General features: G+C 41.8%; 29 protein-coding genes. 19 read left to right on the forward strand and 10 right to left on the reverse strand.

All coding sequences use genetic code 11. The features are described 5' to 3' along the window. Window positions 1-22 precede the first annotated feature (22 nt). The 6 genes from ACU52_RS03235 to ACU52_RS03260 all read right to left on the reverse strand — a co-directional run bounded on the left by ACU52_RS03235 (window position 23) and on the right by ACU52_RS03260 (window position 5,663). Window positions 23-436: a secondary thiamine-phosphate synthase enzyme YjbQ gene (locus ACU52_RS03235; protein WP_021855556.1), complete on the reverse strand. Its 414-nt coding sequence runs from the start codon at window positions 434-436 to the stop codon at window positions 23-25. A 55-nt stretch (window positions 437-491) separates the two neighbouring features. Continuing rightward, window positions 492-2,837, reverse strand: a complete 2,346-nt coding sequence (locus ACU52_RS03240; protein ID WP_239684858.1) for a TonB-dependent receptor — start codon at window positions 2,835-2,837, stop codon at window positions 492-494. 610 nt (window positions 2,838-3,447) lie between these two features. Next, entirely contained in the window at window positions 3,448-4,023 is a 576-nt protein-coding gene (purN, locus tag ACU52_RS03245) for a phosphoribosylglycinamide formyltransferase (protein ID WP_021855558.1), read from the reverse strand. 29 nt (window positions 4,024-4,052) lie between these two features. Beyond that, window positions 4,053-4,481 (reverse strand): RNA-binding S4 domain-containing protein, encoded by a 429-nt coding sequence (locus ACU52_RS03250; protein ID WP_021855559.1) that lies wholly within the window; start codon window positions 4,479-4,481, stop codon window positions 4,053-4,055. Then, window positions 4,481-5,053 carry an aminoacyl-tRNA hydrolase gene (pth, locus tag ACU52_RS03255; RefSeq protein ID WP_021855560.1) on the reverse strand — a complete coding sequence of 191 codons (573 nt, stop codon included), beginning with the start codon at window positions 5,051-5,053 and terminating at the stop codon, window positions 4,481-4,483. Before pth ends, ACU52_RS03250 begins: the two co-directional genes overlap by 1 nt. Window positions 5,054-5,063: 10 nt before the next feature. Further along, a complete protein-coding gene (locus ACU52_RS03260) occupies window positions 5,064-5,663 on the reverse strand; it encodes a 50S ribosomal protein L25/general stress protein Ctc (protein ID WP_021855561.1) in 600 nt (199 codons plus the stop codon). Window positions 5,664-5,892: 229 nt separating this feature from the next. On the opposite strand from ACU52_RS03260, the gene nusB reads away from it, so the two are divergent. The 14 genes from nusB to ACU52_RS03325 all read left to right on the forward strand — a co-directional run bounded on the left by nusB (window position 5,893) and on the right by ACU52_RS03325 (window position 16,339). Beyond that, entirely contained in the window at window positions 5,893-6,834 is a 942-nt protein-coding gene (nusB, locus tag ACU52_RS03265) for a transcription antitermination factor NusB (RefSeq protein WP_021855562.1), read from the forward strand. 31 nt (window positions 6,835-6,865) lie between these two features. After that, window positions 6,866-7,198 (forward strand): preprotein translocase subunit YajC, encoded by a 333-nt coding sequence (yajC, locus tag ACU52_RS03270; protein WP_021855563.1) that lies wholly within the window; start codon window positions 6,866-6,868, stop codon window positions 7,196-7,198. Further along, a complete protein-coding gene (locus ACU52_RS15770; RefSeq protein WP_316936638.1) occupies window positions 7,198-7,584 on the forward strand; it encodes a hypothetical protein in 387 nt (128 codons plus the stop codon). The genes yajC and ACU52_RS15770 overlap by 1 nt, the downstream gene beginning before the upstream one ends. Next, window positions 7,562-8,182 carry a CdaR family protein gene (locus ACU52_RS15775; RefSeq protein ID WP_316936639.1) on the forward strand — a complete coding sequence of 207 codons (621 nt, stop codon included), beginning with the start codon at window positions 7,562-7,564 and terminating at the stop codon, window positions 8,180-8,182. The genes ACU52_RS15770 and ACU52_RS15775 overlap by 23 nt, the downstream gene beginning before the upstream one ends. Before the next feature lie 6 nt (window positions 8,183-8,188). Next, window positions 8,189-8,749 (forward strand): dephospho-CoA kinase, encoded by a 561-nt coding sequence (coaE, locus tag ACU52_RS03280; RefSeq protein ID WP_053397741.1) that lies wholly within the window; start codon window positions 8,189-8,191, stop codon window positions 8,747-8,749. Window positions 8,750-8,795: 46 nt separating this feature from the next. Beyond that, complete coding sequence (locus ACU52_RS03285) at window positions 8,796-9,230, forward strand: DUF5606 family protein (RefSeq protein WP_053397742.1); 435 nt, start codon at window positions 8,796-8,798, stop codon at window positions 9,228-9,230. After that, window positions 9,214-9,861 (forward strand): endonuclease III, encoded by a 648-nt coding sequence (gene nth / locus ACU52_RS03290; RefSeq protein WP_053397743.1) that lies wholly within the window; start codon window positions 9,214-9,216, stop codon window positions 9,859-9,861. Before ACU52_RS03285 ends, nth begins: the two co-directional genes overlap by 17 nt. Before the next feature lie 55 nt (window positions 9,862-9,916). Beyond that, window positions 9,917-10,615 carry a DUF2461 domain-containing protein gene (locus ACU52_RS03295; RefSeq protein ID WP_053397744.1) on the forward strand — a complete coding sequence of 233 codons (699 nt, stop codon included), beginning with the start codon at window positions 9,917-9,919 and terminating at the stop codon, window positions 10,613-10,615. 353 nt (window positions 10,616-10,968) lie between these two features. Beyond that, a complete protein-coding gene (locus tag ACU52_RS03300) occupies window positions 10,969-11,253 on the forward strand; it encodes a hypothetical protein (RefSeq protein WP_021855569.1) in 285 nt (94 codons plus the stop codon). Continuing rightward, entirely contained in the window at window positions 11,250-11,687 is a 438-nt protein-coding gene (locus tag ACU52_RS03305) for a LexA family protein (RefSeq protein ID WP_021855570.1), read from the forward strand. Before ACU52_RS03300 ends, ACU52_RS03305 begins: the two co-directional genes overlap by 4 nt. Window positions 11,688-11,694: 7 nt before the next feature. Further along, a complete protein-coding gene (locus tag ACU52_RS03310) occupies window positions 11,695-12,963 on the forward strand; it encodes a Y-family DNA polymerase (RefSeq protein WP_053397745.1) in 1,269 nt (422 codons plus the stop codon). Between the two features lie 267 nt (window positions 12,964-13,230). Beyond that, on the forward strand, window positions 13,231-13,800 hold the full coding sequence (locus ACU52_RS03315) for a hypothetical protein (RefSeq protein WP_053397746.1): 570 nt from the start codon (window positions 13,231-13,233) through the stop codon (window positions 13,798-13,800). A gap of 820 nt (window positions 13,801-14,620) precedes the next feature. Next, entirely contained in the window at window positions 14,621-15,433 is an 813-nt protein-coding gene (locus ACU52_RS03320) for a TrmH family RNA methyltransferase (protein WP_053397747.1), read from the forward strand. Window positions 15,434-15,577: 144 nt separating this feature from the next. Next, window positions 15,578-16,339 carry an arginase family protein gene (locus ACU52_RS03325; protein ID WP_053397748.1) on the forward strand — a complete coding sequence of 254 codons (762 nt, stop codon included), beginning with the start codon at window positions 15,578-15,580 and terminating at the stop codon, window positions 16,337-16,339. A gap of 35 nt (window positions 16,340-16,374) precedes the next feature. Here ACU52_RS03325 and ACU52_RS03330 read toward each other — a convergent pair whose 3' ends face one another. Further along, a complete protein-coding gene (locus tag ACU52_RS03330; protein WP_053397749.1) occupies window positions 16,375-16,773 on the reverse strand; it encodes a BamJ family beta-barrel-assembly machinery protein in 399 nt (132 codons plus the stop codon). Between the two features lie 241 nt (window positions 16,774-17,014). Between ACU52_RS03330 and ACU52_RS03335 the strand changes: the two genes are divergently transcribed. Together ACU52_RS03335 and ACU52_RS03340 are read left to right on the forward strand one after the other, a co-directional pair. After that, the gene (locus ACU52_RS03335; RefSeq protein WP_053397771.1) at window positions 17,015-17,695 is read left to right on the forward strand and encodes an NUDIX hydrolase; all 681 of its coding nucleotides are present in this window, start codon (window positions 17,015-17,017) and stop codon (window positions 17,693-17,695) included. Window positions 17,696-17,743: 48 nt separating this feature from the next. Then, window positions 17,744-18,538 carry an ADP-ribosylglycohydrolase family protein gene (locus ACU52_RS03340; protein WP_053397750.1) on the forward strand — a complete coding sequence of 265 codons (795 nt, stop codon included), beginning with the start codon at window positions 17,744-17,746 and terminating at the stop codon, window positions 18,536-18,538. 51 nt (window positions 18,539-18,589) lie between these two features. Here ACU52_RS03340 and ACU52_RS03345 read toward each other — a convergent pair whose 3' ends face one another. After that, window positions 18,590-19,378: an inositol monophosphatase family protein gene (locus tag ACU52_RS03345; RefSeq protein ID WP_053397751.1), complete on the reverse strand. Its 789-nt coding sequence runs from the start codon at window positions 19,376-19,378 to the stop codon at window positions 18,590-18,592. A gap of 738 nt (window positions 19,379-20,116) precedes the next feature. Here ACU52_RS03345 and ACU52_RS03350 point away from each other — a divergent pair. Then, a complete protein-coding gene (locus ACU52_RS03350; protein ID WP_147630751.1) occupies window positions 20,117-21,568 on the forward strand; it encodes a hypothetical protein in 1,452 nt (483 codons plus the stop codon). A gap of 503 nt (window positions 21,569-22,071) precedes the next feature. On the opposite strand, the gene ACU52_RS14960 is transcribed toward ACU52_RS03350, so the two are convergent. Continuing rightward, window positions 22,072-22,212 (reverse strand): hypothetical protein, encoded by a 141-nt coding sequence (locus ACU52_RS14960; protein WP_156316878.1) that lies wholly within the window; start codon window positions 22,210-22,212, stop codon window positions 22,072-22,074. A gap of 464 nt (window positions 22,213-22,676) precedes the next feature. Here ACU52_RS14960 and ACU52_RS03355 point away from each other — a divergent pair, with 464 nt between their 5' ends. Next, window positions 22,677-23,351 (forward strand): GIY-YIG nuclease family protein, encoded by a 675-nt coding sequence (locus ACU52_RS03355; protein WP_053397772.1) that lies wholly within the window; start codon window positions 22,677-22,679, stop codon window positions 23,349-23,351. A 302-nt stretch (window positions 23,352-23,653) separates the two neighbouring features. Here ACU52_RS03355 and ACU52_RS03360 read toward each other — a convergent pair whose 3' ends face one another. Next, window positions 23,654-24,349 (reverse strand): hypothetical protein, encoded by a 696-nt coding sequence (locus ACU52_RS03360; protein ID WP_053397753.1) that lies wholly within the window; start codon window positions 24,347-24,349, stop codon window positions 23,654-23,656. A gap of 424 nt (window positions 24,350-24,773) precedes the next feature. Here ACU52_RS03360 and recQ point away from each other — a divergent pair, with 424 nt between their 5' ends. Beyond that, window positions 24,774-26,591 carry a DNA helicase RecQ gene (gene recQ, locus ACU52_RS03365; protein WP_053397754.1) on the forward strand — a complete coding sequence of 606 codons (1,818 nt, stop codon included), beginning with the start codon at window positions 24,774-24,776 and terminating at the stop codon, window positions 26,589-26,591. The last annotated feature ends 23 nt before the right edge of the window (window positions 26,592-26,614 follow it).

A 26,614-nucleotide genomic window follows, 5' to 3' on the forward strand; every position in this document is an offset into this window, starting at 1 on the left:
AAGAGTGCTGACAGTGGTGTGTTTATTCGCCTATAATCGTGGCAACTATGCGTCTCGGGCCGCCGTGGCTCCTGTATTCACAGAGATAAATACCCTGCCATGTGCCGAGATTCAGACGGCCGTCAGTTATGGGTATGCTGAGACTCACGCCTGATATGACAGATTTTGCATGGGCCGGCATGTCATCGCTTCCTTCAAGGGTATGACAAAAGTATGGCTGATTTTCGGGTACTATGTGGTTGAATATGCCTTCCATGTCTGTGCGTACGTCAGGGTCTGCATTTTCGTTTATGCAAAGTCCGCAGCTTGTATGTTTAACAAATAGATTAAGCAGTCCGTTTTTAGGCAGTTGCGGCAGCTGGCTTATTATCTCGTTGCTTATAAGATGAAAGCCTCGTGTACGCGGCTTCAGTGTAAATTCCGTCTGTTTTATCATTTCTTATAAAATTATCTGTTGCTTGTTGTTATGTAAATTTCTGTCCTCCATTGTGTCAGAAATGTAGGTCGATGTCAAATCCTGCTTGTATCGGAGTGCCGCGCTGAGCTAGATAAATGGTTTGTCCGGATGCGCTGCTGTCGAATGCGAATGTGTTGTAATGAGTGTCTGTAATGTTACGGCACCACAGTTTCAGGCTTACGCCGGTGAAGTTAATGTCGGCATGTGCTCCTAACAGAGCATAGAATGGCTGGCTGTATGTGTTGGCCTCATTCCAGTATGTGCGTCCCTGAGCTGTTACGTCTGCGCCGATGACAACAGACTGTACGGCTGACCCATTGAGCCTTATTCTGTAGTCAGCTCTGGCATTTAGGGTGTGCATAGGTATGAATGGCACACGTTTCCCGTTGTAGCTTATCTCGGTGTCATTGCTTGTCTCGTTGTATTCTTTGAATGTCGCTCTTGTAAGGCCGTATCCAGCCGACCATGTAAGACTGTTGTCGAACGCACTGCCGCGCAGTGCTGCTTCAAGTCCCCAGCTTATGCTTTTTCCTGCATTGACCATCATTCGTCCGAATCCGTATTCACCGGCCATTACTGATAATTGCTGGTTGCGTATCTGCATGTAATACACGGCTAAATCGGCATGAATCTTATTGTCAAACAGGTTAAGATGGGCACCGATTTCATAGTTCCAGCTTTCCTCCGGCTTGTATGATATCGTATTGTTTATTTCATCATAGTCTGCCTGTGTGTGAGGTATGTCGTAGCTCCCGGTCATGGCTTTGTTGCTGTTTTCGTTAAGTTCATGTTGAAGTATGTCTGAAAACATCTGTATGTTGTAGCCTCCGGCCCTGTATCCCTTACATACAGTGGCATACACGTTACTTCCGTCAGAGTCAATTGTGTAGCTAAGACCTACTTTCGGAAGTAGTTGGCTATAGTTGTCGTGCGACATGTTGTTGAGCATTGATGTCAATGTGTTTGTCATGCTTTGTCCCATAACATTTGCCGTAATTGCCATTGCAGCGTATGTGTCGTAATGCACTTTTACCCTGTTGTAGTCGTATCTAAGTCCAAGTGTGGCTGTCAGCCGGTCTGTAAGACTGATGTTAGATTCATGGAAAACGCCGATGTTGAGCTGTGGAGTGTTGAATGTAGCCGGAACTTTCATGTCTGCGCTTACATTAATTCCTCCAGCTTTCTCTATTGCAGCAGCAGCTGCTTTTTCGGCTGCAGCCTGCGGCATGCCTGCTGCAACCATCTTGTCGATCATTGCCTTAAGTATTGAATTATACATTGCCGACTGTATTCCGCCTGATATGCGGCCGGTAAAGTCTTCGTCGAAAAATACAGGGGCGTCAGTTCTTAGCCATTGGTACGATCCATAAAGGCCTGTAGCATGTTTCCATTTACCTTCTGTGTTATTTCTTACGGTCAGTTCCTGTGTTATTGCGTTAGTGAGCTGCCGCTGCTCCAGATGCATAAAGTCGGATGCAAGGTAGTCTTGGTCCATCATCATGCAATCGTCCATGAACTGATAACTTGTGGTTGATGTCAGTGTAAATTTGTCTGTTGCATATTTAAGGTTAAGGCCAGTGTTAAGCATATTTCGTTTATAGCTGTTTTGTCTGTTGGCCGATGGTGATTCAACATTGTTGGTCGTTATGTCAAGCAGACCATATGGGAAGGCGTTTTGGTTTACATACTGATAATCGGCTGTAAAGTCTATTGTGAACCTGTCTGTTAGTCTTGACACAAAGCGTGCCTTGCCGCCAGCCTCATTATAATTGTCAGCTCTGTTGCCTGTTGTCTGATTCTTAAAGAATCCGTTACTTCCGCTATAAAAACCTGCAATGCTGAAGGCAGCGTTATCACCAAGCTTTCCGTAATGAGCTGCTTCAAAATCTCTTTGAAAATGTGTGCCCAGACCAAGATGAATGTCTGTTCCCTGATATTTCATCGGATTTTTGGTATATAAGCGCAACAGTCCGCCTTCTGTATTCATGCCATACAGTGTGCCTTGTGGACCACGTAGAATGTCGGCGCGGTCAATCTGGTATGTATGTATGTTGAATGCGCTCTTGTTTACCATGGGGATGCCGTCGACATATATTCCTATTGCAGGATTGTTTACTCGCGAGCCTATACCACGGATATACATTGAAGATGTAAGACGTGAACCGTATGCAGGCATTGCGAAAGAAGGTACATAGCTGGCAAGCATGCTCAGGTCTGTTATTCCAAGGCTGTTTATGTCGTTGCCGGTGAACATTGAAGAGCTAAGTGGCTGCTGCCTCAGAAGCAAAGCTTCTTTGGGCTGTGATACGATGACAACTTCATCAAGGTTGTATACTCGTGAAGTGTCTGTTGCTTCAATTTTATTTGCAACGTCTGTCAAAGAGACTTTGTTTTCAGAAAATGCAGTGTTACCACAATATTTAAACACTGCAGCCTGACTTTCGGTTGTTGTTAACCACATCAAGGCAACTGCCATGTATGTTATTTTTTTGTATCCATTTGTATTCACCGTTTTTATTTTCGCCTGCAAAATTAAGTATTACACATTTTATGTGCAATCCTTATTTATGTGGATTTTTGTATTGTAGTTGTATGTGTTTTTTGTTGGTTTCGTTCTATTTTTATCACAACAGGTCAGAAGCTTATGACCTATTTTTATTTATATAAAATAGGTCGTCTATGGTTTCGGTATATTGGTTGTTTTATAAAACAGATTTATAAAAAGGAAAGTGTTAATATGGTAAGTCTAATATTGTTTAGTGGTAAAACTGGTTTTGAGTTGGCATTTTGATTTATATACTATGCCGATTTTATATTGCATTGCATGCAGAATAAATTGTACAATTAATGCAGTCAGCAAAATATATCACTGGCTTTTATGCGTTTATCTAAATGGAGATATAACTTGGTAATTAAAGCTGTGTGAAACACACATATTAATGTGTGGAGCTTATTGTGTTATATATTGTACGGAAATCTAGAGGACCAGATTAAGAATTCATTTTTAACACAACATCTTCTATTGTCTTCGGAAAATATTTCTGTTCAAGTTCATGAACCTTTGACTCGATAACTTCTACCGTGTCGTTTTCCGTGAGTGGGGTTGTATATTGCTTTATGATTGCGCCACCATCGCATACATTGCTCACAAAGTGTATCGTGATGCCTGTTTCTGTTTCTTTTGCAGCTTTAACGGCTTCATGAACATGATGTCCGTACATGCCTTTGCCACCAAATTTTGGCAGTAGTGACGGATGTATGTTTATAATTCTATTTTCAAAATTTTCAATGAGAAAATCAGGTATCATGAGCAGAAATCCTGCTAATACGATGAAATTAATATCATTCTCTTTTAACAAAGACAACATTATCTCCGCATTGTTTATTTCTGCTTTTGTCAATACTTTGCAGGGAACATTATATTTGCTGGCACGAGTCAAGACATAAGCATCTTGCTTGTTGCTGATAACAAGATTAATGTTTATATCTTTGTGGTCAGTGAAATATCTTATTATATTTTCACAGTTAGTGCCGTTTCCGGATGCAAATATTGCGATGTTTGTCATTTGGTTTGTATTTAATGATATTATTGTTTTCAAAACTCATCGTCATCGAAAGAGTCATCCCAGTCGTCGAATCCGAATTCTGCCGGTTCTATAAATGCGTCCAGACTTCTTCTTTCTTTCTTTGTCGGACGACCTGTTCCTCGTGCACGGTCAATGAAACCGCTGATGCGGTTCATCTCAAGAATTTCATATTGTTTAGGATCTGTAACATTCTCATAAATGCCAGGAATGAGCTTGGCGCCTACGCGTTGTTCTATGCATTGTAATATCTTAAATGAGTATGTTACAGGAGGCTTCTTCACGGATACAGTTTCCCCTATTTTAACCATGTGCGAGGGCTTTACGTTGACGCCGTTTATGGTTACTCTTCCGTTCTTGCAGGCATTGGCGGCCAGTGAGCGTGTCTTGAATATTCTTGACGCCCACAGCCATTTGTCTATTCTCGCAGTGTCTGCCATTATTGGTGCTTTTTGTTATATTGATTCATTGTAATGTTGACTCCAGCCAGTACAAAACTTTTGATTATTTCGATAGATGTGTCTATTGCCGGAGTAAGCGTCTTCATGTCTTCTTCGTCGTATTTTCCCAATACCCAGTCTACTTGTGCTCCTTTAGGAAAATCGTTGCCGATGCCTACACGCAGACGTGAATACTGTTGCGTACCGATGACGCTTTGGATATTTCCCAGACCGTTGTGCCCGCCATTGCTTCCGCTTGCTTTCAGACGTAATGCGCCTAATGGCAATGACAAGTCGTCAACTACAACAAGAAGATGTTCAAGAGATATGTTCTCTTTGTTCATCCAGTATCTAACGGCATTGCCGCTGAGGTTCATGTATGTAGTTGGTTTAAGCAGTATGAGTTTGCGACCTTTTATGGATGTTTCTCCTATAAAGCCGTATCTGCGGTCTTCAAAAATAATATTGGACGCTTTCGCGAAAGCGTCCAATATCATAAATCCGGTATTGTGTCTGGTATTCTGGTATTCATCACCAGGATTTCCAAGTCCTACAATCAAGTATTTATCCATTCTTTAGTTATTATTCAGCGTCTTCAGCTTTGCTGGCTGCATTAGATTTACGTGTAGCCTTGATTGAGCATACAACAACCTCTTTGCTTGTAGCCATCTCCAGACCTTCGAAGTGCAGGTCGCCAACCTTGATGCTCTTACCGATCTTCAGGTCAGTAACATCAATGTCGAGGTGCTCAGGAATATCCTGATATTTAGCTGTAACGTTGATTTTGCGGATAGAAAGGTTCATACGTCCACCATCGCGGATACCCTGTGCAAGACCTGTGAGCTTAACAGGTATACCGATTGTGATAGGCTTCTGGTCGTTAACCTCATAGAAGTCTACGTGCAGAAGTGCGTCTGTTACCGGGTGGAACTGCAGTTCCTTCAGTATTGCAGTATGGCTTTCACCATCGATAATAAGGTTTATTACATAGATGTGAGGAGTGTAAACGATTTTGCGGAGCTCGTTCATCGGGCATGTGAATGCCAATGCTTTAGGTGCGCCGTTTTCGTCCTTTGCCTCACCATAAAGGTTACATGGGATAAATCCTTCTTTTCTCAGGTTCTTAGAAGATTTCTTACCGATGGTACTTCTTTTTTTACCGGTTACTTCAATTTCTTTCATAATAATTGTGTTACTCTAAATTAAGTTAATAAAATCTTGCTTAATTCACCATCACACGAGAATAAATTTCACGATGTGCTCTGAAAAAAGCGATGCAAAGTTATTACTTTTTATTCTAATGAGCAAATAATAACAATAAAAACATATAAAAACTATACCATTTTCTTGCAAATGTTCTTATTTTTACCTACTTTTGCACGTATTAAAATAGAAAATAATCTATAAAATAATGATTAACAGGGAATTAATTAGAATAAAGATAGTCCAGTTAACCTATGCATACTATCAAAACGGCAATCGGAATATAGATGTGGCAGAGAAAGAATTGTTGTTCAGTCTTTCAAAAGCTTATCATCTTTACCATTATTTATTGGCATTGGTTGTTGCCGTGTCAAAAGAGGCACGCAAGCATTATGATGTCGAAGTGGCAAGGGCCAACCGAGAAAATACTGCCATGCCGTCAAGTAAGTTCGTTGATAATAAGTTTGCCATACAGCTGGAGGCAAACCAGCAGCTCTGTGACTTTATCTCAACTCAGAAACAGACATGGGATGATGATATAGAGTTCGTAAGAAAACTATATTCTCAGATCGTTCAGAGCAGAATCTACACAGACTATATGAGCAGTGATGACTCTTCTTATGAGGCAGACCGTGAATTGTGGCGCAAGCTTTATAAGACGTTCATTATGGAAAATGAGGAACTTGATGCTCTGCTCGAGGAAAAAAGTCTTTATTGGAATGATGACAAAGAGATTGTTGATACGTTTGTATTGAAGACAATAAAGCGCTTTGATCCTGCAAATGATGATAAGCAGGAACTGCTGCCGGAGTATAAAGATGACGAAGACAAGGACTTTGCACGTAAACTTTTCCGCTCAACGATATTAAATGCAGACAAGTATCAGCATTATATGAGCGAGACTTCACGTAACTGGGACTTCTCACGTCTAGCATATATGGATGTCGTGATTATGCAGATTGCAATAGCCGAGATGCTTACATTTGCCAATATCCCTATTAACGTTACTATTAATGAGTACGTTGATTTGGCAAAGGTTTACAGCACTCCTAAGAGTGCCGGATATATCAACGGTATGCTTGACACAATTGCAAGGCATCTTATAAATACTGGCGTGCTGTTGAAACCTATAAGTGACAATAAAAAATGAATTAATAAATAAAATTAACTGAATTAACGAAATGAACACATTTATGTTTTTGGCTTCTCAGGCTCAGCAGGGAGGAAGTATGAGTTTTCTAATCTTTATGGTGGCTATATTCGCTATCATGTGGTTCTTTATGATACGTCCTCAGCAGAAGAAGCAGAAAGAGATCCGTAAGTTCCAGAATGCTCTTCAGGAAGGTACAAAGGTCGTAACCGGCGGTGGAATTTATGGTGAGGTTAAAAGAATAGACCTTGCAACCAATATTGTTGAAATAGAGATTGCAAAAGGTGTGACAATTCGTGTTGACAAAGGTTATGTATTTGCCGATGCGACATCATCAGAGCTTACAGCTGGTCAAAACAAATAATGAACGATTCAAAATTGTTTCATATATTTAAAGTCATCAGAAGCTTCTTGTTTAGTTCTGTAAACAAGGAGTTTCTGATTTTCTTGTTTTTTTTAATATTAAGCGGTACATTCTGGTTGTTGATGACCTTGAATGAAACCTATGAAAAAGAAATAGAGGTACCGGTCACATTGGTCGATATACCTAAAAATGTTGTTTTAACAAGCGACACAACAACAGACATACGTGTTACGGTTCGTGATAAAGGCTATTATCTGCTTACATATTTGTACAGCAATAAGATACATCCAATAAAAGTCAAGTTCAACAGTTACGCAAAAAACACAGGTACAGGAACCGTAGCTTCTGCTGAATTGCAAAAAAATGATATATCAGCAGCTTTTTAATTCTTCCCATATAACGAGCATAAAGCCCGACAAGTATGAGTTCTTTTTCAATTATGGATTAAAGAAGCGGGTGCCCGTTAAGTTAAACGGAAAGATACGTCTTGGTAGAAGCTATTATCTTGCCAAGGTCATGTTCTCTCCGGATTCAATAGACATATATGCAGGGCGTGATGTTCTCGACAGTATTAAATATGTATATACAGAACGCCTTAACATAACAAATTTAACAGATACTGTGATACGTCAGGTGCCGTTGCTTAAGACACGTGGAGTCAAGAGTGTGCCTGATAATGTAAAGATATCATTGTTCCCGGATATTCTGACAGAAGAAAAGGTCGAGGTGCCTATCGTTGCAGTGAATATGCCGGAAGGAAAAATATTGCGCACGTTCCCGTCTCGCGTAACTGTTACGTTTACGGTTGGTGCCAGCATGTTCAGAACCATTCAGCCTGATAAGTTTAAGGTTATTGTTGATTATAACGAACTGATAGACAGTCCGTCGGAAAAATGTAATGTATATCTGCGCTATATTCCTCACGGAGTACGCAATGCAAAGATGGATGTGAATCAGGTTGACTATTTAATAGAGGAGCAGTAGAGTAAAATGGTGAAAGTTGCAGTTACAGGCGGTATAGGAAGCGGAAAAAGTTATATTTGCAGTATGCTTGAGAAGCGTGGTATACGTATTTACAGCTGTGATGATGCTGCAAAGCGGCTTATGGCCACATCCGAAAAGATACATGCCGGACTTACGGCATTAGTGGGCGACAATGCTTATGTCAACGGAGTGCTCAACAAGCCGGCTCTGACATCATTTCTGCTGAAGAGTCCTGAAAATACAGAAAAGATCAACTCTATTGTACATCCTGCCGTGGCAGACGATTTTGTTCATTCTGACTATACATGGATGGAATGTGCTATTTTGTTTTCGAGCGGTTTCGATAAGTTAGTTGACAAGACAATATGCGTCACTGCTCCATTGGAGGTTAGGATAAGGAGAGTGATGGAGCGCGATAACATTTCTCGTCAGAAGGCGTGCGACTGGATAAACCATCAGATGTCTCAGGAGGATATGGCTGCGCTGAGCGACTATGTTATCGTGAACGATGGTCATAGCGACATCGAAAGCCAGATAAACAAGGTGCTCGAGTCGTTGGACAAGTAATGATAATAATGTAATTAATTTAATTATAATTTTTTTGAATATAAAGATGAAACAGACAATTCTTTCTATCTCAGGAAAACCAGGCCTTTATATTTTGGTATCAAGAGGCAAGGCTAATTTAATAGTTGAAAAAGTAGACGAAACACATAAGCGTATGCCGGTGTTTGCAAGTGACTGTGTAACAAGTCTTAACGACATAGCCATGTATACAAATGCCGATGATGTGCCTTTGACAAAGATTCTTGCTGACCTCTATAAAGTAGAGAATGGTGGCGAGGTATCAATAGATTACAGAAAATGTCCTTCAAAGGAACTTCGTGATCACTTTGCAAAGGTTCTTCCGGATTTCGATCAGGACAGAGTTCACGACAGCGACATCAAGAAGCTGTATCAATGGTACAACATATTGGTTAAGAACGGAATAACTGATTTTGAGAACAATACCGAGGCTTCAGCTGAAGAGAATGAACAAGAAGGATAGGTATCAGTACATAATTGATTATTTCAAAGAAGAAATGCCGAAAGTCACTACCGAATTAGAATTCGGTAGTGTTTTTCAATTATTGGTTGCCGTTGTTCTCAGTGCCCAATGTACCGACAAGCGCGTCAACTCTATCACGCCGCAGCTGTTTGACCGTTATCCTGATGCTAAGTCTATGGCCGAGGCGGAGGCGGATGAGGTTTACGAGTATATAAAGAGCGTGTCGTATCCTAACGCCAAGTCGCAGCATCTTGTCAGCATGGCACGTATGCTGATATCTGACTTCAACGGCGAAGTGCCCGACACAATGGATAAGTTGATAAAACTGCCGGGAGTGGGGCGCAAGACGGCTAATGTCATCCAGGCCGTAGCCTTCGGCCGTTCGGTCATTGCCGTTGACACGCATGTGTTCCGTGTGAGCCACAGGCTCGGACTTGTAACACGTAAGGCCAACACGCCGCTTAAAGTTGAGAGTGAACTTATGGCTAACATCCCGGCAGAATATGCAACAGATGCACATCATTGGCTGCTGTTGCACGGCCGGTACGTATGTACGAGCCGTAAGCCTCATTGTGAGAAGTGTCCTTTTGATCACTTCTGTCCTAAAATAATGGATGGCTCAAAGTTGTAAACCGGTATTCTTATTTATTGAATTTTGTAGTCTTATTTAATGGTCTGTAGGTATTATGCAAACAAAAATAATATTCGATTTTCTTGAAAATATAAGAAAAAATAACAACAGGGAATGGTTTAACAGCCATAAGGACGAATATCTTTCAGCCAAGGCTGTGTTTGAAAAATGTATAGAAGAGGCAATAGCAAGGATTACAGAGTTCGACCCTTCGGTAAAACATCTTACAATAAAGGATGTAACTTACCGTTTCTATCGCGACACACGTTTTTCGCAGGATAAGTCTCCGTACAAGACTCATCTTGGGGCATATATTGCAGCCCATGGCAAGAAGGCGCTTCATGGAGGTTATTACATCCATTTTGAGCCGGGACACTGTCTGTTGTCATGTGGCAGCTATTGGCTTCCTACCAATATCCTTACTTCCTGCAGAAACGAGATAATGGCTAACATAGATACATGGAGAGGCATTGTTGAGAGCAAGAAGTTTGTAGAACTCTTTGGCCGTCCGGGCGAAGGAACATGGGATTCACCTAAGGGGTTTGGATTGGAAAGTCTGAAGACTGCTCCGTCTGGATTTCCGCGCGATTATGAGTTTATCCAGTATCTGCGAATGAAAGATTACTGCTGCTGGACAGCTGTGCCCGACACATTCTTTTCAAAGAGCACATGGCTCGACGAGATGTCAGACATCCTGGCTGTCGGTAAGCCAATGATGGACTTTGTCAATTCGGTTATAGATGATTATGAATAACCGCTAATCAGATATTATGGCTACTGTTAGAGCTATGTGCGATACGCCCCACATGCCAATGTATCGTGCTGAGTGAATATTGCACGGCAAGTTTTTATATTGAGCTCCGGTAGTGATATTGCAAAAGACATTCTTTTGCATCCCGAAAGACGGCATATTGGATTGTAAAAGACGGCTTTTTGAACGCTAAAACAATGCCTTTTGCAGCATGCTTCATAATAAGCTGTAAAATAGATATTTACAGGTGATACATGATACCGTTGTCAGATAAGCTATTTTCTTTGACATATTGCCGTTTGGCATATTTCTGTGGCAGTTACGCCTATTATGCATTAATTTAATTAAAAACGCTAATGAAGGATCAGTTAAGGTTACTGAGAGATTGTATAACCAACTATATACCGGCTGTTGTGTTTCAGGGTGACGACAGCTGTGCTCCCGAAATATTGGAGGCGGCTATGGACATTTACCGTAAGCATGGCTGCTCTGAAGAATTCTTGTACGATTGGCAACAGCTTATTAACGAGGTTAAGGCGTATCAGACTGAATGTCCCGACAGGGTGAAGTTGCCTAAACTCTCGGCTACGGAGAAGGAACTTGTAAGAGAGGATATGATTAAAAACGCACTCAGAAGATGACCCTTATACTATATTCGGCAGATCTTAGCAGCGAGTTAAGCCTTACTTATGCAGACGGAGGCATACGTGCAGGTTTTCCTTCACCGGCACAAGACTATTTGTCTGACAGCATTGACCTTAACCGTGAACTTGTGCGTCATCCGGCCACAACGTTTTACGCCCGTGCTGTCGGCGACTCAATGAAGGGATGTGGCATTGACGATGGCGATTTGCTCGTTATCGACAAGTCTATCGACCCGCATGACGGCGATATTGTCGTGGCATTTATCGACGGCGAGTTTACACTGAAGAAAGTAAGGATAGATCCAGACGGCAGTTGTCTTTGGTTAATTCCTGCCAATGACGATTATCCTCCGATAAAGGTAACAGAGGAGAACAATTTTATCGTGTGGGGCGTTCTTACCTATAATATAAAACGGCAGCTAAGAAGATAGTTATACAATGTTTGCCTTGGTTGACTGCAATAATTTTTACTGTTCGTGTGAGCGCGTGTTCAATCCGGCCTTGCGAACGTCGCCTGTCGTAGTGCTTTCAAATAACGACGGATGCATCATAGCGCGCAGCAATGAGGCAAAGGCCATGGGCATTGCCATGGGCACTCCGTTCTATCAGGTTAAAGATATGCTCGAGAGAAACAAGGTGGCCGTGTTCAGTTCAAATTACACCCTTTATGGCGACATGAGCAGGCGTGTAATGATGCTTCTTTCCGAGTTCGCTCCCGATGTCAGTCAATATTCAATTGATGAGGCTTTTGTTGACCTTTCTGGTTTTGGCAGCGGTGACATGCTGCGCGAATATGGAATGAAGATTGTGCGTGCCATAGGCAAGGGTACGGGTATACCGGTAACCATGGGCATTGCTCCTACCAGGACTTTGGCTAAGGTGGCTTCTAAGTATGGCAAACGTTTCAAGGGCTATCATGGCGTATGCCTTATCGATACAGATGGCAAACGTATAAAAGCTCTGCAGGGACTTGATGTGGCTGATGTGTGGGGCATAGGACGGCGCAGCGTGTCTAAGCTCAACTATTATGGAGTACACACCGCCTACGACCTGGTGCAGCGCAGTGAGAGTTGGGTGCGCAAGATGCTTACCATATCAGGAGTAAGAACCTGGCGTGAACTTCATGGCGAAAGTTGCATAGATATAGAAGAGTTGCCGCAGAAAAAGAGCATATGCACGAGCCGAAGTTTTGCCGATGAAGGCTTGTCTGAACTCTGTCATTTAGAGGAGGCCGTGGCAAACTTTGCTTCGTCATGTTCTCGCAAGCTTAAGCAACAGCACAGCTGTTGTGGTGCCGTTACAGTGTTTGCCTATACAAGCCGTTTCCGTACAGATGTGCCTCGCCGTGCAATAAACCATACGTCAGTGATGACAGTTCCCACCAATGATTTGCGTGAACTCGTGTCAACGGCAGTAGATGCCTTGCGTTCTCAGTGGCCGGTTGATACATGCCGCTTTAAGAAGGCTGGTGTAATAGTGTGGGACATTTGTCCTGACACGGCTGTTCAGACTTATCTTTTTGATAAGGTTGACCGTGCAAAGCAGGCCCGACTTGCTGCCGCAATAGATTGTATAAACCGTAAAAACGGCTATGGCATGGTTAAGATTGCAGTGCAGGGCACAGGCAATGACTGGCACCTCAAGCACGAACATGCCTCACAGAGATATACGACAGACTTGAATGAAATAATAAAGGTGAAGGCATAATTCCCGATTATTCCATGTCTTTTAGGCGTTTGTTGTGTCTTTTATCTTTTTATTATTTGCTTCCGTAATTTTTTGTTATTAGTATTTTATCTTATTCCGGCATATATAGAAGACTGATTTTATGATAGATTATTAAAATTTTTTTTCGGATTAAGATTTCTATTCGTTTTGGTATATACAATCTTCCTGTTTGTTGATTATGTTTTTATTTGAATTACGCATTTTGTAATTTTGCCGCAGAAATGTTTCATAAACAAATTAAATGATATGAAAAAGTTAACTTTTATAGCTGCTTTTGCAATGTCGCTTTTCTGTGTCTTGGGCTCACCGAGTGTTTATGCACAAGAGCAACAGGACCGTAAACCGGCAATGAGAAAAGTTGTTGACCCTGAAACTTCGGCGCGTGAGCTTACAGACAGGATGAAAGAGGAACTGAAACTTACAGAAAAGCAATATAAAAAGGTTTACAAGCTCAACCTGAAAGAAGCTGAGGCCATGGCCGATGAAAATAAACCAGAAATGCCTGATGGCATGGTAGCCCCTGGGGAAGGTCGCGGCGGAATGCATTCGGGAATGAGACCTGATGGTATGCGCATGGGGCCCGGTAGAGGAATGAGGCCTAGACCAGGTGATGGAACGGATAATGCAGATTTCAGCGAGAAGGCTGAACAGATGAAAAAGCGTGAAGAGAAGATGGACAAGAAGATGAAAAAGATTCTTGATGACGGACAATATGCAAAATGGCAGGATATGATGAAAGAAAGGAGAGAACGGCAAAAACGCGAACTCGACCTTCAGCGGCAGCGTAGGGAATTGGGTCTCCCAGAAAAAGCCTGACTTTATTGCTGCTTGATTATGTTTTCGGTCTTATGTTCAAATTATAGCTTTATTATGACTTTTGTGCAGAGTGCTGCTGAAGTCTTGCAGATGTCTTTTCATAGACAATTTGCTTGATGAGATTTACCCCCAACTGGTTATTAGCTTTCTGCTGTATTGTTGTTTTATATTGGGTTGATTACCGTATACCTTTCACTGGCGTGCGGTTTATGAACTCCGACGATAGAAAATACAAATACGGCTGAAAGTATGAATATACCAATTGTATTAAACAATACATAGCCTGATTACTGATTTGGGTTAAAGTAATTTGTTGATATGGAAACTTAATGCCGATTACGGATTTGTTGGTAGTTGATGTCATACAATTGCTACATTTATATTGGCGTTGTAATTTGATTTTCCTTTTATTTTGGCACGTGAGTGTCGTGTTGGTTTCTTTTTTATTGGCACGTGAGTGTCTTTTAGATTTAGCGATTGCCCTGCCGTGCCATTATGGTGCGGCAGGTTTTCTTTATGTTATTCCCGGTTGGTCATAGATGTTTTTGGCTGTTTTGTTGTTCATTTTTCATTTTAATGTAGGTTTGTCTTGTGGCTGTTCTTTATATGCCATTATCATGCGGGAGAATATTGTGCATCCATATAATTGTGGCATTAATCAAATGTCTTGATATGCCGCAAACTTCCGTTAACTTCTTATAAGTTCTATAAAAACAGCATCTGCCTATAGTCTTTTGTGCCTGAATATTTATGGAGTGTGGCAAATAAATGCTACTTTTGTATCGTCATAATACAAACGTAAAAAGATTATCATTGCTGCATGCCTGTAATAGAGATAACATCATTAAGTCATCCCGGAGTAGAAATATTCGGTAAACTTACCGAAGCACAGCTCCGTAACCGTGTAGAGCCGGGAAAAGGTCTGTTTATTGTTGAGAGTCCAAAGGTTATACGTGTGGCTCTCGATGCCGGATATGAGCCTTTGGCGCTTATGTGCGAGCGTAAGCATATCACAGGCGATGCTGCCGATATAGTGGAGCGTATAGGTGATGTGCCGATATACACCGGTGAGCGTGATGTCTTGTTTGGACTTACCGGGTATACACTTACGCGTGGCGTGCTGTGTGCCATGCGTCGTCCTGTCATGCCTTCAGTCAGTGATGTTTGCCGTGATGCAAGCCGGGTTGTAGTCATTCATGGTGTTGTCGACACAACCAACATTGGTGCTATCTTTCGTTCCGCTGCAGCTTTGGGCATTGATGCCGTGCTGATAACACCCGATTCGTGCGATCCTCTTAACCGTCGTGCTGTCAGGGTGTCTATGGGTTCGGTTTTTCTTGTTCCGTGGACATGGTGCGACGATCCGTTTGGCGAGTTGTCACGCCTTGGCTTCCGCACGGCGGCAATGGCTCTTACCGACCGTTCTGTGCCTCTTGATTATAAACCGCTGAAAGACGAGTCGCGTCTTGCGCTCATTATGGGTACCGAGGGCGACGGACTTCCTGCTGAAGCTATCTGTAAGGCCGACTATGTGGTGCGCATCCCTATGTCACATCAGGTCGACTCTCTTAATGTGGCTGCTGCGGCAGCCGTAGCTTTTTGGGAACTTAGACCGCAGCATCAGCAAGGCTGATTTTTCATGCCTGACTTTTGACTCTTCTGCTCGCTCTTGCTCTGTGCGGCAGTTTTTAGGATTAATGCCGGAAGTGTTGCGGTCGAGTAGCTTGTGGCTTTGCAGGCGCAATACAGCAAATAAACATAAAAAACTAACTGTAAGATGAAACCTGAAATTGTGGTGATGAACTTCACTCATGTATATGAGCAGGAGCGTTTTCTGTCAAATAGTCATTTCCGCTGGATTGACTGTACCGACCTTAATGGCACCGACTGTTACTGTGATGCTGAAGCAGCCGATGCGCTCAGACGTAGGATGAAGCCTTACAGTCCACACGGACTGCATTTTATCGATTCTGGCAATTATCATTACGTCAGCAAGTTTTGGACTGATAAAATAATTGAACCGTTCTCAATGGTAGTATTCGACCATCATCCCGACATGCAGCCGTCTTTATTCGATGAGATGCTTTCGTGTGGCTCTTGGGTTAAGACCATGCTCGACACTAATAAGTTCTTGCGCAAGGTGCTTATTGTTGGGGCAGCCGACAGACTTATCCGGGCTGTTCCTGATGAGTATCGCGACCGGGTAAAGTTTTATGGTGAGTCTTCTTTGGAGCATGCTGAGGCATGGAGAAAGTTCTCAGCTGAACATGTCGACGAGCCTGTGTATATTTCAGTAGACAAGGATGTGCTTAATACTGACTCTGCCGTTACCAACTGGGATCAGGGCTCTTTGTCGCTTGTATCACTTGAGAGTTTGCTTTCAATAATACTTCGAAACGAGAACGCCATAGGTATAGATGTATGTGGAGAATGTACTCCTTCGCTCGACCTTTTTGACGAACAGCGCAGTATTAGTATTGACGGCAAGGCCAATCACGAGCTTTTGTCTCTTTATTGCAGACTTGCTTCTGCCCGTTGATGGCCCTGCAGTCTGTCTTTATCTTTGCGTTGACTTTATGCAATTCCGAGCAGTTCTATCTCAAATATCAATGTTGAGCCGCCCGGTATTCCCGGTTGTGAGAATTTTCCGTAACCCAGTTCTGCCGGTATATAAATTTCCCATTTGTCGCCTACGCACATGTATTGCATGGCAATAATCCATCCTTCAATGAGGTCACTCAGTCTGAAAGCCACAGGAGTTCCGCCAACACTTGAGTCGAATGTTTTGCCGTCAATGGTGCGTCCTGTATAGTGTGCCGTTACAATGCTTCGTGGAGTAGGGTGTACGCCGTTGTTGTTTCCAGCCGAAAGCACTTTGTAATAAACGCCTTTCGGCAGAGCCATTACGCCTTCTTCGCCGGCTTTTGCCTCAAGCCATTCGCGGTTAGCCTTGATATATTCTTTCTTTCCCATTCTGTTTTTCTTTGTTTATATAATTTTTTCCGGCTGTAAAGGTAGCTGTTTTTTTTGATTATTCTGTGCCTTTTATATTGCAAACATTTATCTGCTGCTCATGTTTTGGGCAGACTGGACATTTCGTGCCTGGTATATATAGGATTCGGCTCGGCATTGCAGATTCAAAAAAATGTTTTTTTGTTTTGCATTGCTCTCGCCTTTCACTATATTTGCAACAGAATCAATGCACAAAGACAATATGGAAAATAAGGTTTATACATATAAGCATCCTCACCCGTCAGTTACGGTTGACTGTGTCATTTTCGGATTCGATGGCTCCAGTCTCCAGGTGTTGCTTATCGAGCGTGGTGCTGAGCCGTTTAAAGGCTGTTGGGCATTTCCCGGCGGATTTCTCAATATGGATGAGTCGGCAGCCGAGGGTGCTATGCGCGAACTTGAAGAAGAAACAGGACTGACCGGGGCTTATATGGAGCAGTTTCATACATATAGTGCCCCTGACCGCGATCCGCGTGAGCGTGTAATAACAATAGCACATTATGCTCTTGTACGCACAAGTGAGGTGCGTCCCGGCGACGATGCTTCAAGGGCGCGGTGGTTTTCGCTCAACGAGGTGCCGCCTTTGGCCTTCGATCATGCACGTATATTGAAAGATGCCCTTACACGTTTGCGTGAGCGCATCCATTTTCATCCCGTAGCCTTCGGCCTTCTGCCAAAAGAGTTTACCATGAAGGAGTTGCGCACCCTTTATGAAGCAGTATTTTGTGTTAGCTTTGATCATCGGAGCTTTGGTGGCAGAATGTTGCGTACAGGCCTTCTTGTTAAGGTTGCGCCTGCATCAGGTCATAAAAGTTCAGTCTATCGCTTTGACGCTGAAAAGTATGAGGAACTCAGGCGTAACGGCATATTTCCGGAGTTTTAGCTGTCGGCAGAGTTTTGCTTGTTATTATCAGATAATAGTTGTTTCGATATGAAGAATTTATTGTTGAGTGCAGCCATTGGCGACATTGCCGGCAGTGCTTATGAGAGCAGATATAATAGTACAAAGAACTATGATGCCGTTGAGATGTTTTCTTCTCACGCCCGTTTTACCGACGACACAGTATGTACTTTTGCTTGTGCCGAAGCCTTGTTGAACAATCTCGACATGGCCGATAATCTGTGGAAGCGTACCAACGGGCATCCGCATGCTGGCTACGGCTACAGGTTCAGGCTTTGGATGGCTTCATCTGTCCATAATCCTTATGGCAGCTATGGCAACGGCAGCGCTATGAGATGCAGTGCTGCCGGATGGCTTGCCGGAACAGAAGAAGAGTGTGTAGATATGGCACGTCTTACGGCTATGCCCACTCACAATCATCCTGAAGGTATAAAGGGGGCTATGGCAACGGCACTGGCTGTGTATCATCTCAAGTCGGGACGCGACAAGGCGTATGTCAGGTCTTATGTTCTCGAACATTTCTATCCTGACTGGGCATTAAAAGGTTATGCCGATATCCATGATGACTACGTAAACGACACCACCTGTCAGGGCACGGTGCCGGCAGCTCTTATTTGTTTTCTTGAGTCGAAAGATTATGTCGACTGCATCAAGCTTGCCATTTCTCTCGGCGGCGATGCCGACACTCTTGCAGCCATTGCCGGGCCTATGGCTTATGCCTTCTACAGGTCTATGCCTGACAACTTGCAGGATGAGGCTTTGGCTATGCTTCCTGAATGGATGCGCCGGGTCAACAGCGATTTCGACGCGGCTGTCTCTTTATAGCCGCGTCTTGTCCGTGCCGCTCAGGTCTTTATGCCTTCGCGTGCGTGCCTGTCAGTTTGTGCTTCTGGTCTTTTCTGCCACGATGTCTGCCATCTGTTTATGGTTGGCTGCGTTGTTGGCTGCTATGACACCGCCCTTTTGCGTCAGTTTTACAGGCGATCCGTCTGTGGCTGTTATTGTGCCTCCGGCTTCAGTCACAATTAGTGAGGCTGCAGCATAGTCCCATGGGCTGAGCAGATATTCAAAGTAGAGTTCGCAGCGGCCCATTGCCAGATAGCACAGTTCCGGGGCGCAAGCGCCGAAGCGCCTTATGTCGTTGCAGCGGCCAAAGGCTTCAACTATAATGTCAGAGCACATCTGTGCATACTCTTTGTGGTAGACGGGCAGGGCTGTGCATAGCAGCGAGTTCTCAAACGGACGGTCTGACACGTGTATCTGTCGTCCGTTCAGAAAAGCCCCTTTGCCTTGCTCGGCATAAAACATTTCTCCTGTCATCGGTATATACACCACGCCCATAGCCATGTCTTCATTGTGCTTCAGGCCTACGCATATTGCGCATTGCGCTATGCCGCGGCTATAGTTTGCCGTGCCGTCAATTGGGTCTATTATCCATGTGTATTCGTGCGATGTGTCCCACATGTCTTCTTCTTCACACAGAAATCCGCTGTCAGGCATCAGTTCTTTCAGTCTGCCGCACAGGAAGTCCTGCACAGCCACATCTGATGATGTCACGATGTTGGCAAATCCTTCTTTTTCTGATATTTCGAAGGCATCGGTCTGCATCAGTCCCGCAGCCTCCTTAACTATGTCTATAATTTGCTGTAACGATGGAGTGTTCATATTCTGTTCTGTTAATATGTTGTTGATTCCGGCTTCAGCCGTTCAACTTGCAAAATTATTAAATTTACGCTCATTTGTCGTCATATTTTCATATTTTATACTTTTTTCTTGTTTGATTATAATGACCTGTTGCTGTTTCTGTAGTCTTGTTTCGGTGTATCGGTTTTTCTGTTACTTTATTCTTTTGTTTTAGACCTTATTATTATTGTCATAACAGGTTCATGGGCAAAGTATAAAAAGTCAACGTTATTTTCTTGAATTCCTTTTAAACCCAAATCTGTTATTATGATTCGGTCTGTATTTTTGCTTTATATTGAGCGGCTTTTTGTTGGATTTTTGCAGGCATAGCGGGCCATGTCAAGAAAAAGCGAACAAAAAGACGCCAATAGAAACAAAAGGCGGGCTGAAAGCATCAATGCATAAAATTGATAAAGTTATATGCGGTCTGATAACCGATTGAGGGTAAATCTTGCGAAATAGTTTCTCTTAATCCTATATAGTGTTCTAATTTTTGTATCTCATCTTCCGTTTAGGTAGACAGAAAATATCTTTACATTAACCCTTTCAGCTGATATCTGAAAGTGAAAAGTTTTAATATTAATAAATTGAAATATATGTCTATATGGCTTAATTTATAAAGCGAAATGATATTTAATTGTAATAATTCATTGCGGTTTGTTTTATTTTGTCTATATTTGACAAATATAATCATATAAATTCTTATAAAATAATTTAACTATGAAAAAAACTTTACTTTTATTTTGCTTAGGACTGTCTATGCAGAGTCTGACAGCTTCAGCGTCTTATTCGTTCGACAAAAGTGTCAATCATGTATCTGCTGTTGCCGACGGGACACAATGGACAGATTTCGCTGCTTCAAGTTTTGAAGGTGGCGAGGGTACGGCTGAATCGCCTTATCTGATAAAAACTCCGGAGCAGCTTGCTAAACTGGCTAAAGATGTTTACGACGGTACTTCTGTATACGAAAATACATATTTCAAACTGGTTGCTGATATTGATTTGGCAGGTCACGACTGGTTCCCTATCGGATACAACTGTTCTGTTGGTGAGGAAAATGTAAGAGTTGCTTTCAGCGGAAAAGTAGACGGCGACGGCCATAAAATTACTAATCTGACCATTCCTGGTTTGACTGACTATAAGTCAATGGGTATGTTTGGATGCACTGATCCGGGCTTTGAGTTGAGAAACCTGACAATTGAGAGCGGTTCGATTACGGGCGATATGGTTGTTGGTCCGTTTGTAGGCTCAAACAGCGGTATCATTGAGAATTGTGTCAACAAGGTTGACATATCATGTGTTTACTATTATGCCGGCGGTATCGTTGGTTCTAATTACAGAGAAGGCGTCATCAGACAGTGCGTTAATTATGGAGATATTACAGCCGGAAGCGAAGGCGGAAACGGTATGTCAGCAGGAGGTGTTGCCGGTACATGCTACAGCCTGATTGAAGAATGTGCAAACTTCGGTGATGTTAAAGCTATGACAAATGGTGCAGGCGGCGTTATCGGACTGCTTGAGGGTGGCGTTATACGCAACTGTATTAATACCGGTAAAGTGAGTGGTCCGGAGCGTCTCGGCGGTATCATTGGTGATGCCTTAGGCCGTGGAGACAACTGTGAATTATACAACTGCTATAATGTCGGTGCAATAGATGGCAACTCTACTTTAGGCGGTATCATTGGTCTTGCCATGTTCCAGAATTTTAACACGCTTAAGATGCACGACATGTATTTCAGCTCTGATGTGTTTGCCGGTTCTTCATGCGGTGAAGTTACCGATATTTTTGGTGCCTTCGAAATAACAAATGCTCCTGTCATGACTTCTGAGCAGATGAAGGCTGAAGATTTTGTTACTACGCTCAACAACGGTAGCGGCAGCGAAGATAAGATATGGGCTGCTGATACAAAGAACATAAACAACGGTTTCCCGATTTTGAGCTTCATGGAGTCTATCGGCACCGGAATTGCAAGCCCTGCGTTTAATGACAATATCAATGTCTATGCTGCTGACAACAGAATTGTTGTTGAGGGTGCAGACGGAGAGATGATGCAGGTATACACCGTTGGCGGACAGATGGTTTATAGCGGCAAGGCATCTGACATAAGCTCTGAGCCGGGTCTGTTTATTGTTCGCATCAACAATAATTCATATAAAGTGCTTGTTAAATAAAGCGCAGTGATAATATTGTAAACCAAGTATGCGGACGGATGGCCGGTTTAGGATTAAACATATAGCAGCAGAACACGGAACCAATAAAAACTGTTCCGTGTTCTGTTTTTTTGTTAGGTCGTTTATTAATCTGACATCCGATTTATGATGTCTAAAAGATTAAGGTTCAACCATCTTTCGTCATTGCTTTCGCTAAACGTCATAGTCAACACCGTCATTACTGCAGCCGTATAGACAACTAATGCCAGGATTTTGTGTCTTCTGATAAAGAGAATCAATTCTTCAGTAAAATCTTTCATATAATATGGGTTAAATACGCAGCAAATATAGTCTGTTTTGTTCATATTGCCAAATCCTCTTTTGTCGTGTCGTTGTCCGATGCTGTTCGGCGTAAAGGCATTTCAGGCGTTTTCAAAGAGCTTAAAGCCTTATTTTTTACTTTGTTTTAAATAGGCATTGATTATCTGATAGTTACGTCGCTTGCTGTTATGTTGCGGCGTAACTTATATGCCGTCATTATTTTTATGATTTATTAACTCTTCCTTTTCTCCTTTTGACTGTATAGGCCGGTTTTTGTTGCCTGCATTTTTAGTCCATTTTTGTTTAGCTGTTTGCGCCATATCCCGACGCATCAGTTTTGCCATTAAAACTCATTTGTTTGTGCCTAAAAACTCAGTCACTTTTGCATCAAAAGTGGCCGAGTTACGACTCAAAAACAATAGGCTAATGATTTGAAACCTATGCGTATTGTTTTGCTTACGGTCTGTGCTAAATTGATCTTCATTTCTCTTGTTTGTTAACGAAAAGTATATGTTCTTGTTTCAATTTTTTGTGCCTTAAAATGATTGAGGAGGGTGGATGATTTGATATGCTGGATTAGTTTGTATAATGAATTAGTTTTCTTTGTTCGATTATTCCTTGGAATAATAATATTGTGTTTTGAATTTTATCTCGATAAATTTTTGTATTTTTGTATTTTGAAATAAGGACATTATGAATGTTTTGGTATATTCTGTTTTTAGTTATATAAAAACTGATTATATGTTGTTTGATTTTAATAGAACAATATTGGTACAAGCCTGATAAAGGCCATTAATGTGTAATGATTATGGAGAAAAATGATTCTGGTTTTGTTTATATATTAACCAATCCAAGTTTTAGAGAAGATTGGGTAAAGATTGGTAAAAGTTCACGTCCTGTAGATGTTCGGAGTAAAGAGCTTGACAATACTGCTGTGCCTTTACCTTTTGAAATTTATGCAACTCTCAAGACTAGTAAATATGCTAAAGTTGAGAAACAGATACATAAACAAATTGACCGCTTGACAGATTTAAGGATAAGACAGAATCGTGAATTCTTTAATATTGCACCGTCTGTTGCTTTAGATATTATGCGTGATATTGCTGATTTGCTTGATGATGCTGAATTGTATGTGTACGTTGACGGCAAGCCAGTGATTAGTAAGAGTAAGGATGAGGATAAGAAGATTGAGGCTGAGTCGAAAGAAAAACAACGTAAGGCACCAAAGCCACCATTTAAGTTTCATATGATTGGCCTTAATGTAGGCGACACTATAATTTTTGATGCTCTTCAACTTCCTGTAAGAATAGCCAGCGATGATAAGATTGAGTATGAAGGACGGTTGTACAGTTTATCAGCTTTTACTGCAAACTTTTTGCCAGAAGAAAAACAAAACTCATCCGGTGCATATCAAGGTCCGAAATATTTTAGCTATAATGGCAAAATATTAAGTGACTTGAGAAATGAAAAGGAGGATTATTAAAATAAAAGTATAATATATACGTTTAAAGCTAAAGCTTTTGGAGCTACTTATTAATGTATTCTTCTCAGAAAAATTTGCTGTAAGTACTTCAAAAGTAATAATAAAAATAGGAATACTGTTTTTAATGGTATTGCAATTTTATAAGTATGAAACCTTAAAAGCAGATAATCCATAAGAACATATCTATTTTTGAGATTTCATACGTAATTAAATATTTTAGAGGATTGCAGTTAGTTTCAATAATCATTTATATGGTTCCTTCTGCATTATAAATAATATGACGATATAATTTTATTACTGAATTAAAATTTAGTATTAGGCAATTCCACATCATCTTTCTCATTCTGAGGACGATATTTATCTGCAATTTCAGAAAAATCGTCAGGCTCAATCTCCATGTCAGTTATGCGGCTACATAGTTCTGGATCATCAGACAGATATTCAACCAATTCTTTACGCAATAAGTCTTTATTTCCTTTATATGTTCCAATAACTATAGCTGTATCATCATCTTTTTTACGTGCCAGATATTGAATTAGGCCACCGCCTCCAACAGCTATCTTAAATACACCTTTAGAGTTTATGCTGTATTTGTAACCAAGAATATAAAATTCAACGTATCGACCTTTTGCCTCAAGGCACATCCATGAAGGGTCAACTTTTTTTCTTTTCTTTGTTGAGAAATATAAACCTGTATAATATGGATGGCATACAAGGTATGTAACATTGTCCGGGTTGGTTTTCTTCCATACTCCCATAATATATACATCAGTGCTTTTCAATTTTACCTTTTGTCCTTCAGTTGTCTTGATTCTGATTTTCTTAGTTGGAGAATGTGGCATTTTAACTCTGCCGACATATTCAGTTCCGTCATTCATTATGATACGTCCTTCTTCTCTGTCAGTAGCATCTTTAATCAAACTATAGGTATTACATCCGCTGAAAAGAAAAATCGTTGCTGATAATAAGGTTAAGATAGGTTTTGGTAGCTTTTTCATATGCAGAATTTTAAAATTTGTATATATATCCTTTTATTTTTACAAAAATAATGTTTTTTAATATATAAGCAATATTATATATTATTTTTTCTCAGTTGTATTCTACAAATTTTAATTTTATTGCCTGTTTATGTTATATTATGATAGACAACGTATCAATAAGTGGAAAAATTAATATAATTCAGTTTCAATCTGTGTATATGTATTGATAAAATATAAAGATTAAATAATACGTGTGATTCTCTAAGCCCTAAAAGTAATAAAAAATTTTCATTTTGTTGTATAGTTTTTTCGTATCTTTGTACTTTTGTAGGTACGGCACTATATTTATGTATTAGGCAATTTAAAGTGGTTTTATTTTGAAATCTATAAAATTATAGTATTACCTTTAATGTGCTTTAGATAAAAGAAGTAGGAAAAATAGATGGAAGCATTAAAACAGATATTGAAATCATATTTCGGATATGACAGTTTCAGGCTGATGCAGGAAGAGATAATAAAGAATGTGATACAAAAGAATGATTCTTTAGTGCTTATGCCTACAGGCGGCGGAAAGTCGATATGCTTCCAATTGCCGGCGCTGATGCTCGAAGGTACGGCTGTGGTTATATCGCCTCTGATATCACTGATGAAAGACCAGGTGGAGGCACTGCGTGCAAACGGAATAATGGCTGCAACACTGAACAGCGGTAACGATGAGGCAACAGACAGAGTGATACGCGAACAATGCAGACAGGGAAAGATAAAACTGCTGTATATTTCGCCTGAACGCTTTATGACAGAAATAGTATGGATAGGACAGATGATGAAGGTGTCGCTGTTCGCAATAGACGAAGCTCACTGCATATCACAATGGGGACACGACTTCAGGCCTGAATATGTGCATCTTGGCGTGTTGCATGAACGCTTTGCCGATGTACCTATAATAGCATTGACTGCTACTGCCGACAAAACGACAAAGGCAGACATAATAGACAAACTGAACCTACGCGATCCACAAATATTTGTAAGTTCGTTCGACCGCCCTAATCTTAGTCTTGATGTAAAGCGCGGATACTCGGCAAAGGAGAAGCTGAACACCATCTTGGACATAATAGACAGGCATCCTTATGAGAGTGGGATAATATACTGTCTGTCGCGTAAGGAGACAGAGCGGCTTGCCGGGAAGCTGAAGCGTGAGGGCGTTGCAGCCGGAGCATATCATGCCGGACTGGAGATGGAAGAGCGCAGCAGAATACAAGAGGACTTTATAAAAGACAAGATAGACGTAGTGGTGGCAACGGTGGCTTTTGGCATGGGCATAGACAAGAGCAACGTGAGGTATGTGATACACTATAACCTGCCTAAGAGCATAGAGAGCTTTTATCAGGAAATAGGACGCGGAGGACGCGACGGACTGCCCACGGAGACGGTGCTGTTTTATAATATAGGTGACCTTGTAACCCTGCGCAGCTTTGCCGACGAGAGTGGACAGAGCGAGCTTAACAACGAGAAACTGAACAGAATGCAGGAGTATGCCGAAGCACAGGTGTGCCGAAGGCGCATAATGCTAAACTATTTTGGTGAGGTGAGCGAACACGACTGCGGCAACTGTGATGTATGCAACAATCCTCCGCAGCATTTTGACGGCACGATGATAGTGAAGAAAGCACTGTCGGCAATAATGCGCACAAAAGAGCGTATAGGCTTTACTACGACGATAGATATTCTGCGCGGCACGATGTCTGCCGACGTGGCGGCAAACAGATATGATCTGCTTAAGACTTTTGGAGTGGGGCACGACGTGCCGGCACGCGACTGGCGCGACTATCTGTTGCAGATGCTGCAGATGGGCTTTATAGAGATAGCATATACCGAAGACAAGCATCTGAAGGTAACGATGCTGGGACGTGAGGCATTGTTTGGCGACAAAAAAGTGGAGCTTGCGATGATTAGGAGAGAGGACAGACGGAAGAATAAAATCAAGCAGGCGCAGCAGGAATTGCCCATGCTGTATAGTAATGGCGATAAGACGGAAGACCCGGCCCTGTTCAGTGTGCTGCGTAAGCTGAGGCAGAATATTGCAGAAGAAAACAACTGGCCGGCGTATGTGGTTATGTCTGACAAGACACTGCACGCCCTTGCCAAAGAAAAACCCACAACGCTGAATGCCTTCAGCAACATATATGGCATAGGCGAATATAAACTGAATACCTACGGCAAGAGATTTGTGGATGTGATAAAAGGATATGTCAATTCATGACAATGGTGGTGTCGGGAATGATG

Origin of the sequence: Xylanibacter rarus, from assembly GCF_001275135.1 — a bacterium.
Classification (GTDB): Bacteria; Bacteroidota; Bacteroidia; order Bacteroidales; family Bacteroidaceae; genus Prevotella; species Prevotella rara.

Excerpts from the sequence above, each read along its gene's own strand:
- ACU52_RS03335 (WP_053397771.1), top strand. The coding sequence starts at position 17,015 with ATGGAAAATAAGGTTTATACATATAAGCATCCTCACCCGTCAGTTACG.
- ACU52_RS15770 (WP_316936638.1), top strand. The coding sequence starts at position 7,198 with ATGAACGATTCAAAATTGTTTCATATATTTAAAGTCATCAGAAGCTTC.
- nusB (WP_021855562.1), top strand. The coding sequence starts at position 5,893 with ATGATTAACAGGGAATTAATTAGAATAAAGATAGTCCAGTTAACCTAT.
- purN (WP_021855558.1), bottom strand. The coding sequence starts at position 4,023 with ATGACAAACATCGCAATATTTGCATCCGGAAACGGCACTAACTGTGAA.
- ACU52_RS03300 (WP_021855569.1), top strand. The coding sequence starts at position 10,969 with ATGAAGGATCAGTTAAGGTTACTGAGAGATTGTATAACCAACTATATA.
- ACU52_RS03250 (WP_021855559.1), bottom strand. The coding sequence starts at position 4,481 with ATGGCAGACACTGCGAGAATAGACAAATGGCTGTGGGCGTCAAGAATA.
- nth (WP_053397743.1), top strand. The coding sequence starts at position 9,214 with ATGAACAAGAAGGATAGGTATCAGTACATAATTGATTATTTCAAAGAA.
- ACU52_RS15775 (WP_316936639.1), top strand. The coding sequence starts at position 7,562 with ATGATATATCAGCAGCTTTTTAATTCTTCCCATATAACGAGCATAAAG.
- recQ (WP_053397754.1), top strand. The coding sequence starts at position 24,774 with ATGGAAGCATTAAAACAGATATTGAAATCATATTTCGGATATGACAGT.
- ACU52_RS03355 (WP_053397772.1), top strand. The coding sequence starts at position 22,677 with ATGGAGAAAAATGATTCTGGTTTTGTTTATATATTAACCAATCCAAGT.
- ACU52_RS03285 (WP_053397742.1), top strand. The coding sequence starts at position 8,796 with ATGAAACAGACAATTCTTTCTATCTCAGGAAAACCAGGCCTTTATATT.
- ACU52_RS03295 (WP_053397744.1), top strand. The coding sequence starts at position 9,917 with ATGCAAACAAAAATAATATTCGATTTTCTTGAAAATATAAGAAAAAAT.
- ACU52_RS03305 (WP_021855570.1), top strand. The coding sequence starts at position 11,250 with ATGACCCTTATACTATATTCGGCAGATCTTAGCAGCGAGTTAAGCCTT.
- ACU52_RS03350 (WP_147630751.1), top strand. The coding sequence starts at position 20,117 with ATGAAAAAAACTTTACTTTTATTTTGCTTAGGACTGTCTATGCAGAGT.
- yajC (WP_021855563.1), top strand. The coding sequence starts at position 6,866 with ATGAACACATTTATGTTTTTGGCTTCTCAGGCTCAGCAGGGAGGAAGT.
- ACU52_RS03345 (WP_053397751.1), bottom strand. The coding sequence starts at position 19,378 with ATGAACACTCCATCGTTACAGCAAATTATAGACATAGTTAAGGAGGCT.
- ACU52_RS03340 (WP_053397750.1), top strand. The coding sequence starts at position 17,744 with ATGAAGAATTTATTGTTGAGTGCAGCCATTGGCGACATTGCCGGCAGT.
- pth (WP_021855560.1), bottom strand. The coding sequence starts at position 5,053 with ATGGATAAATACTTGATTGTAGGACTTGGAAATCCTGGTGATGAATAC.
- ACU52_RS03325 (WP_053397748.1), top strand. The coding sequence starts at position 15,578 with ATGAAACCTGAAATTGTGGTGATGAACTTCACTCATGTATATGAGCAG.
- coaE (WP_053397741.1), top strand. The coding sequence starts at position 8,189 with ATGGTGAAAGTTGCAGTTACAGGCGGTATAGGAAGCGGAAAAAGTTAT.
- ACU52_RS03320 (WP_053397747.1), top strand. The coding sequence starts at position 14,621 with ATGCCTGTAATAGAGATAACATCATTAAGTCATCCCGGAGTAGAAATA.
- ACU52_RS03330 (WP_053397749.1), bottom strand. The coding sequence starts at position 16,773 with ATGGGAAAGAAAGAATATATCAAGGCTAACCGCGAATGGCTTGAGGCA.
- ACU52_RS14960 (WP_156316878.1), bottom strand. The coding sequence starts at position 22,212 with ATGGCAAAACTGATGCGTCGGGATATGGCGCAAACAGCTAAACAAAAA.
- ACU52_RS03315 (WP_053397746.1), top strand. The coding sequence starts at position 13,231 with ATGAAAAAGTTAACTTTTATAGCTGCTTTTGCAATGTCGCTTTTCTGT.
- ACU52_RS03235 (WP_021855556.1), bottom strand. The coding sequence starts at position 436 with ATGATAAAACAGACGGAATTTACACTGAAGCCGCGTACACGAGGCTTT.
- ACU52_RS03360 (WP_053397753.1), bottom strand. The coding sequence starts at position 24,349 with ATGAAAAAGCTACCAAAACCTATCTTAACCTTATTATCAGCAACGATT.
- ACU52_RS03310 (WP_053397745.1), top strand. The coding sequence starts at position 11,695 with ATGTTTGCCTTGGTTGACTGCAATAATTTTTACTGTTCGTGTGAGCGC.
- ACU52_RS03260 (WP_021855561.1), bottom strand. The coding sequence starts at position 5,663 with ATGAAAGAAATTGAAGTAACCGGTAAAAAAAGAAGTACCATCGGTAAG.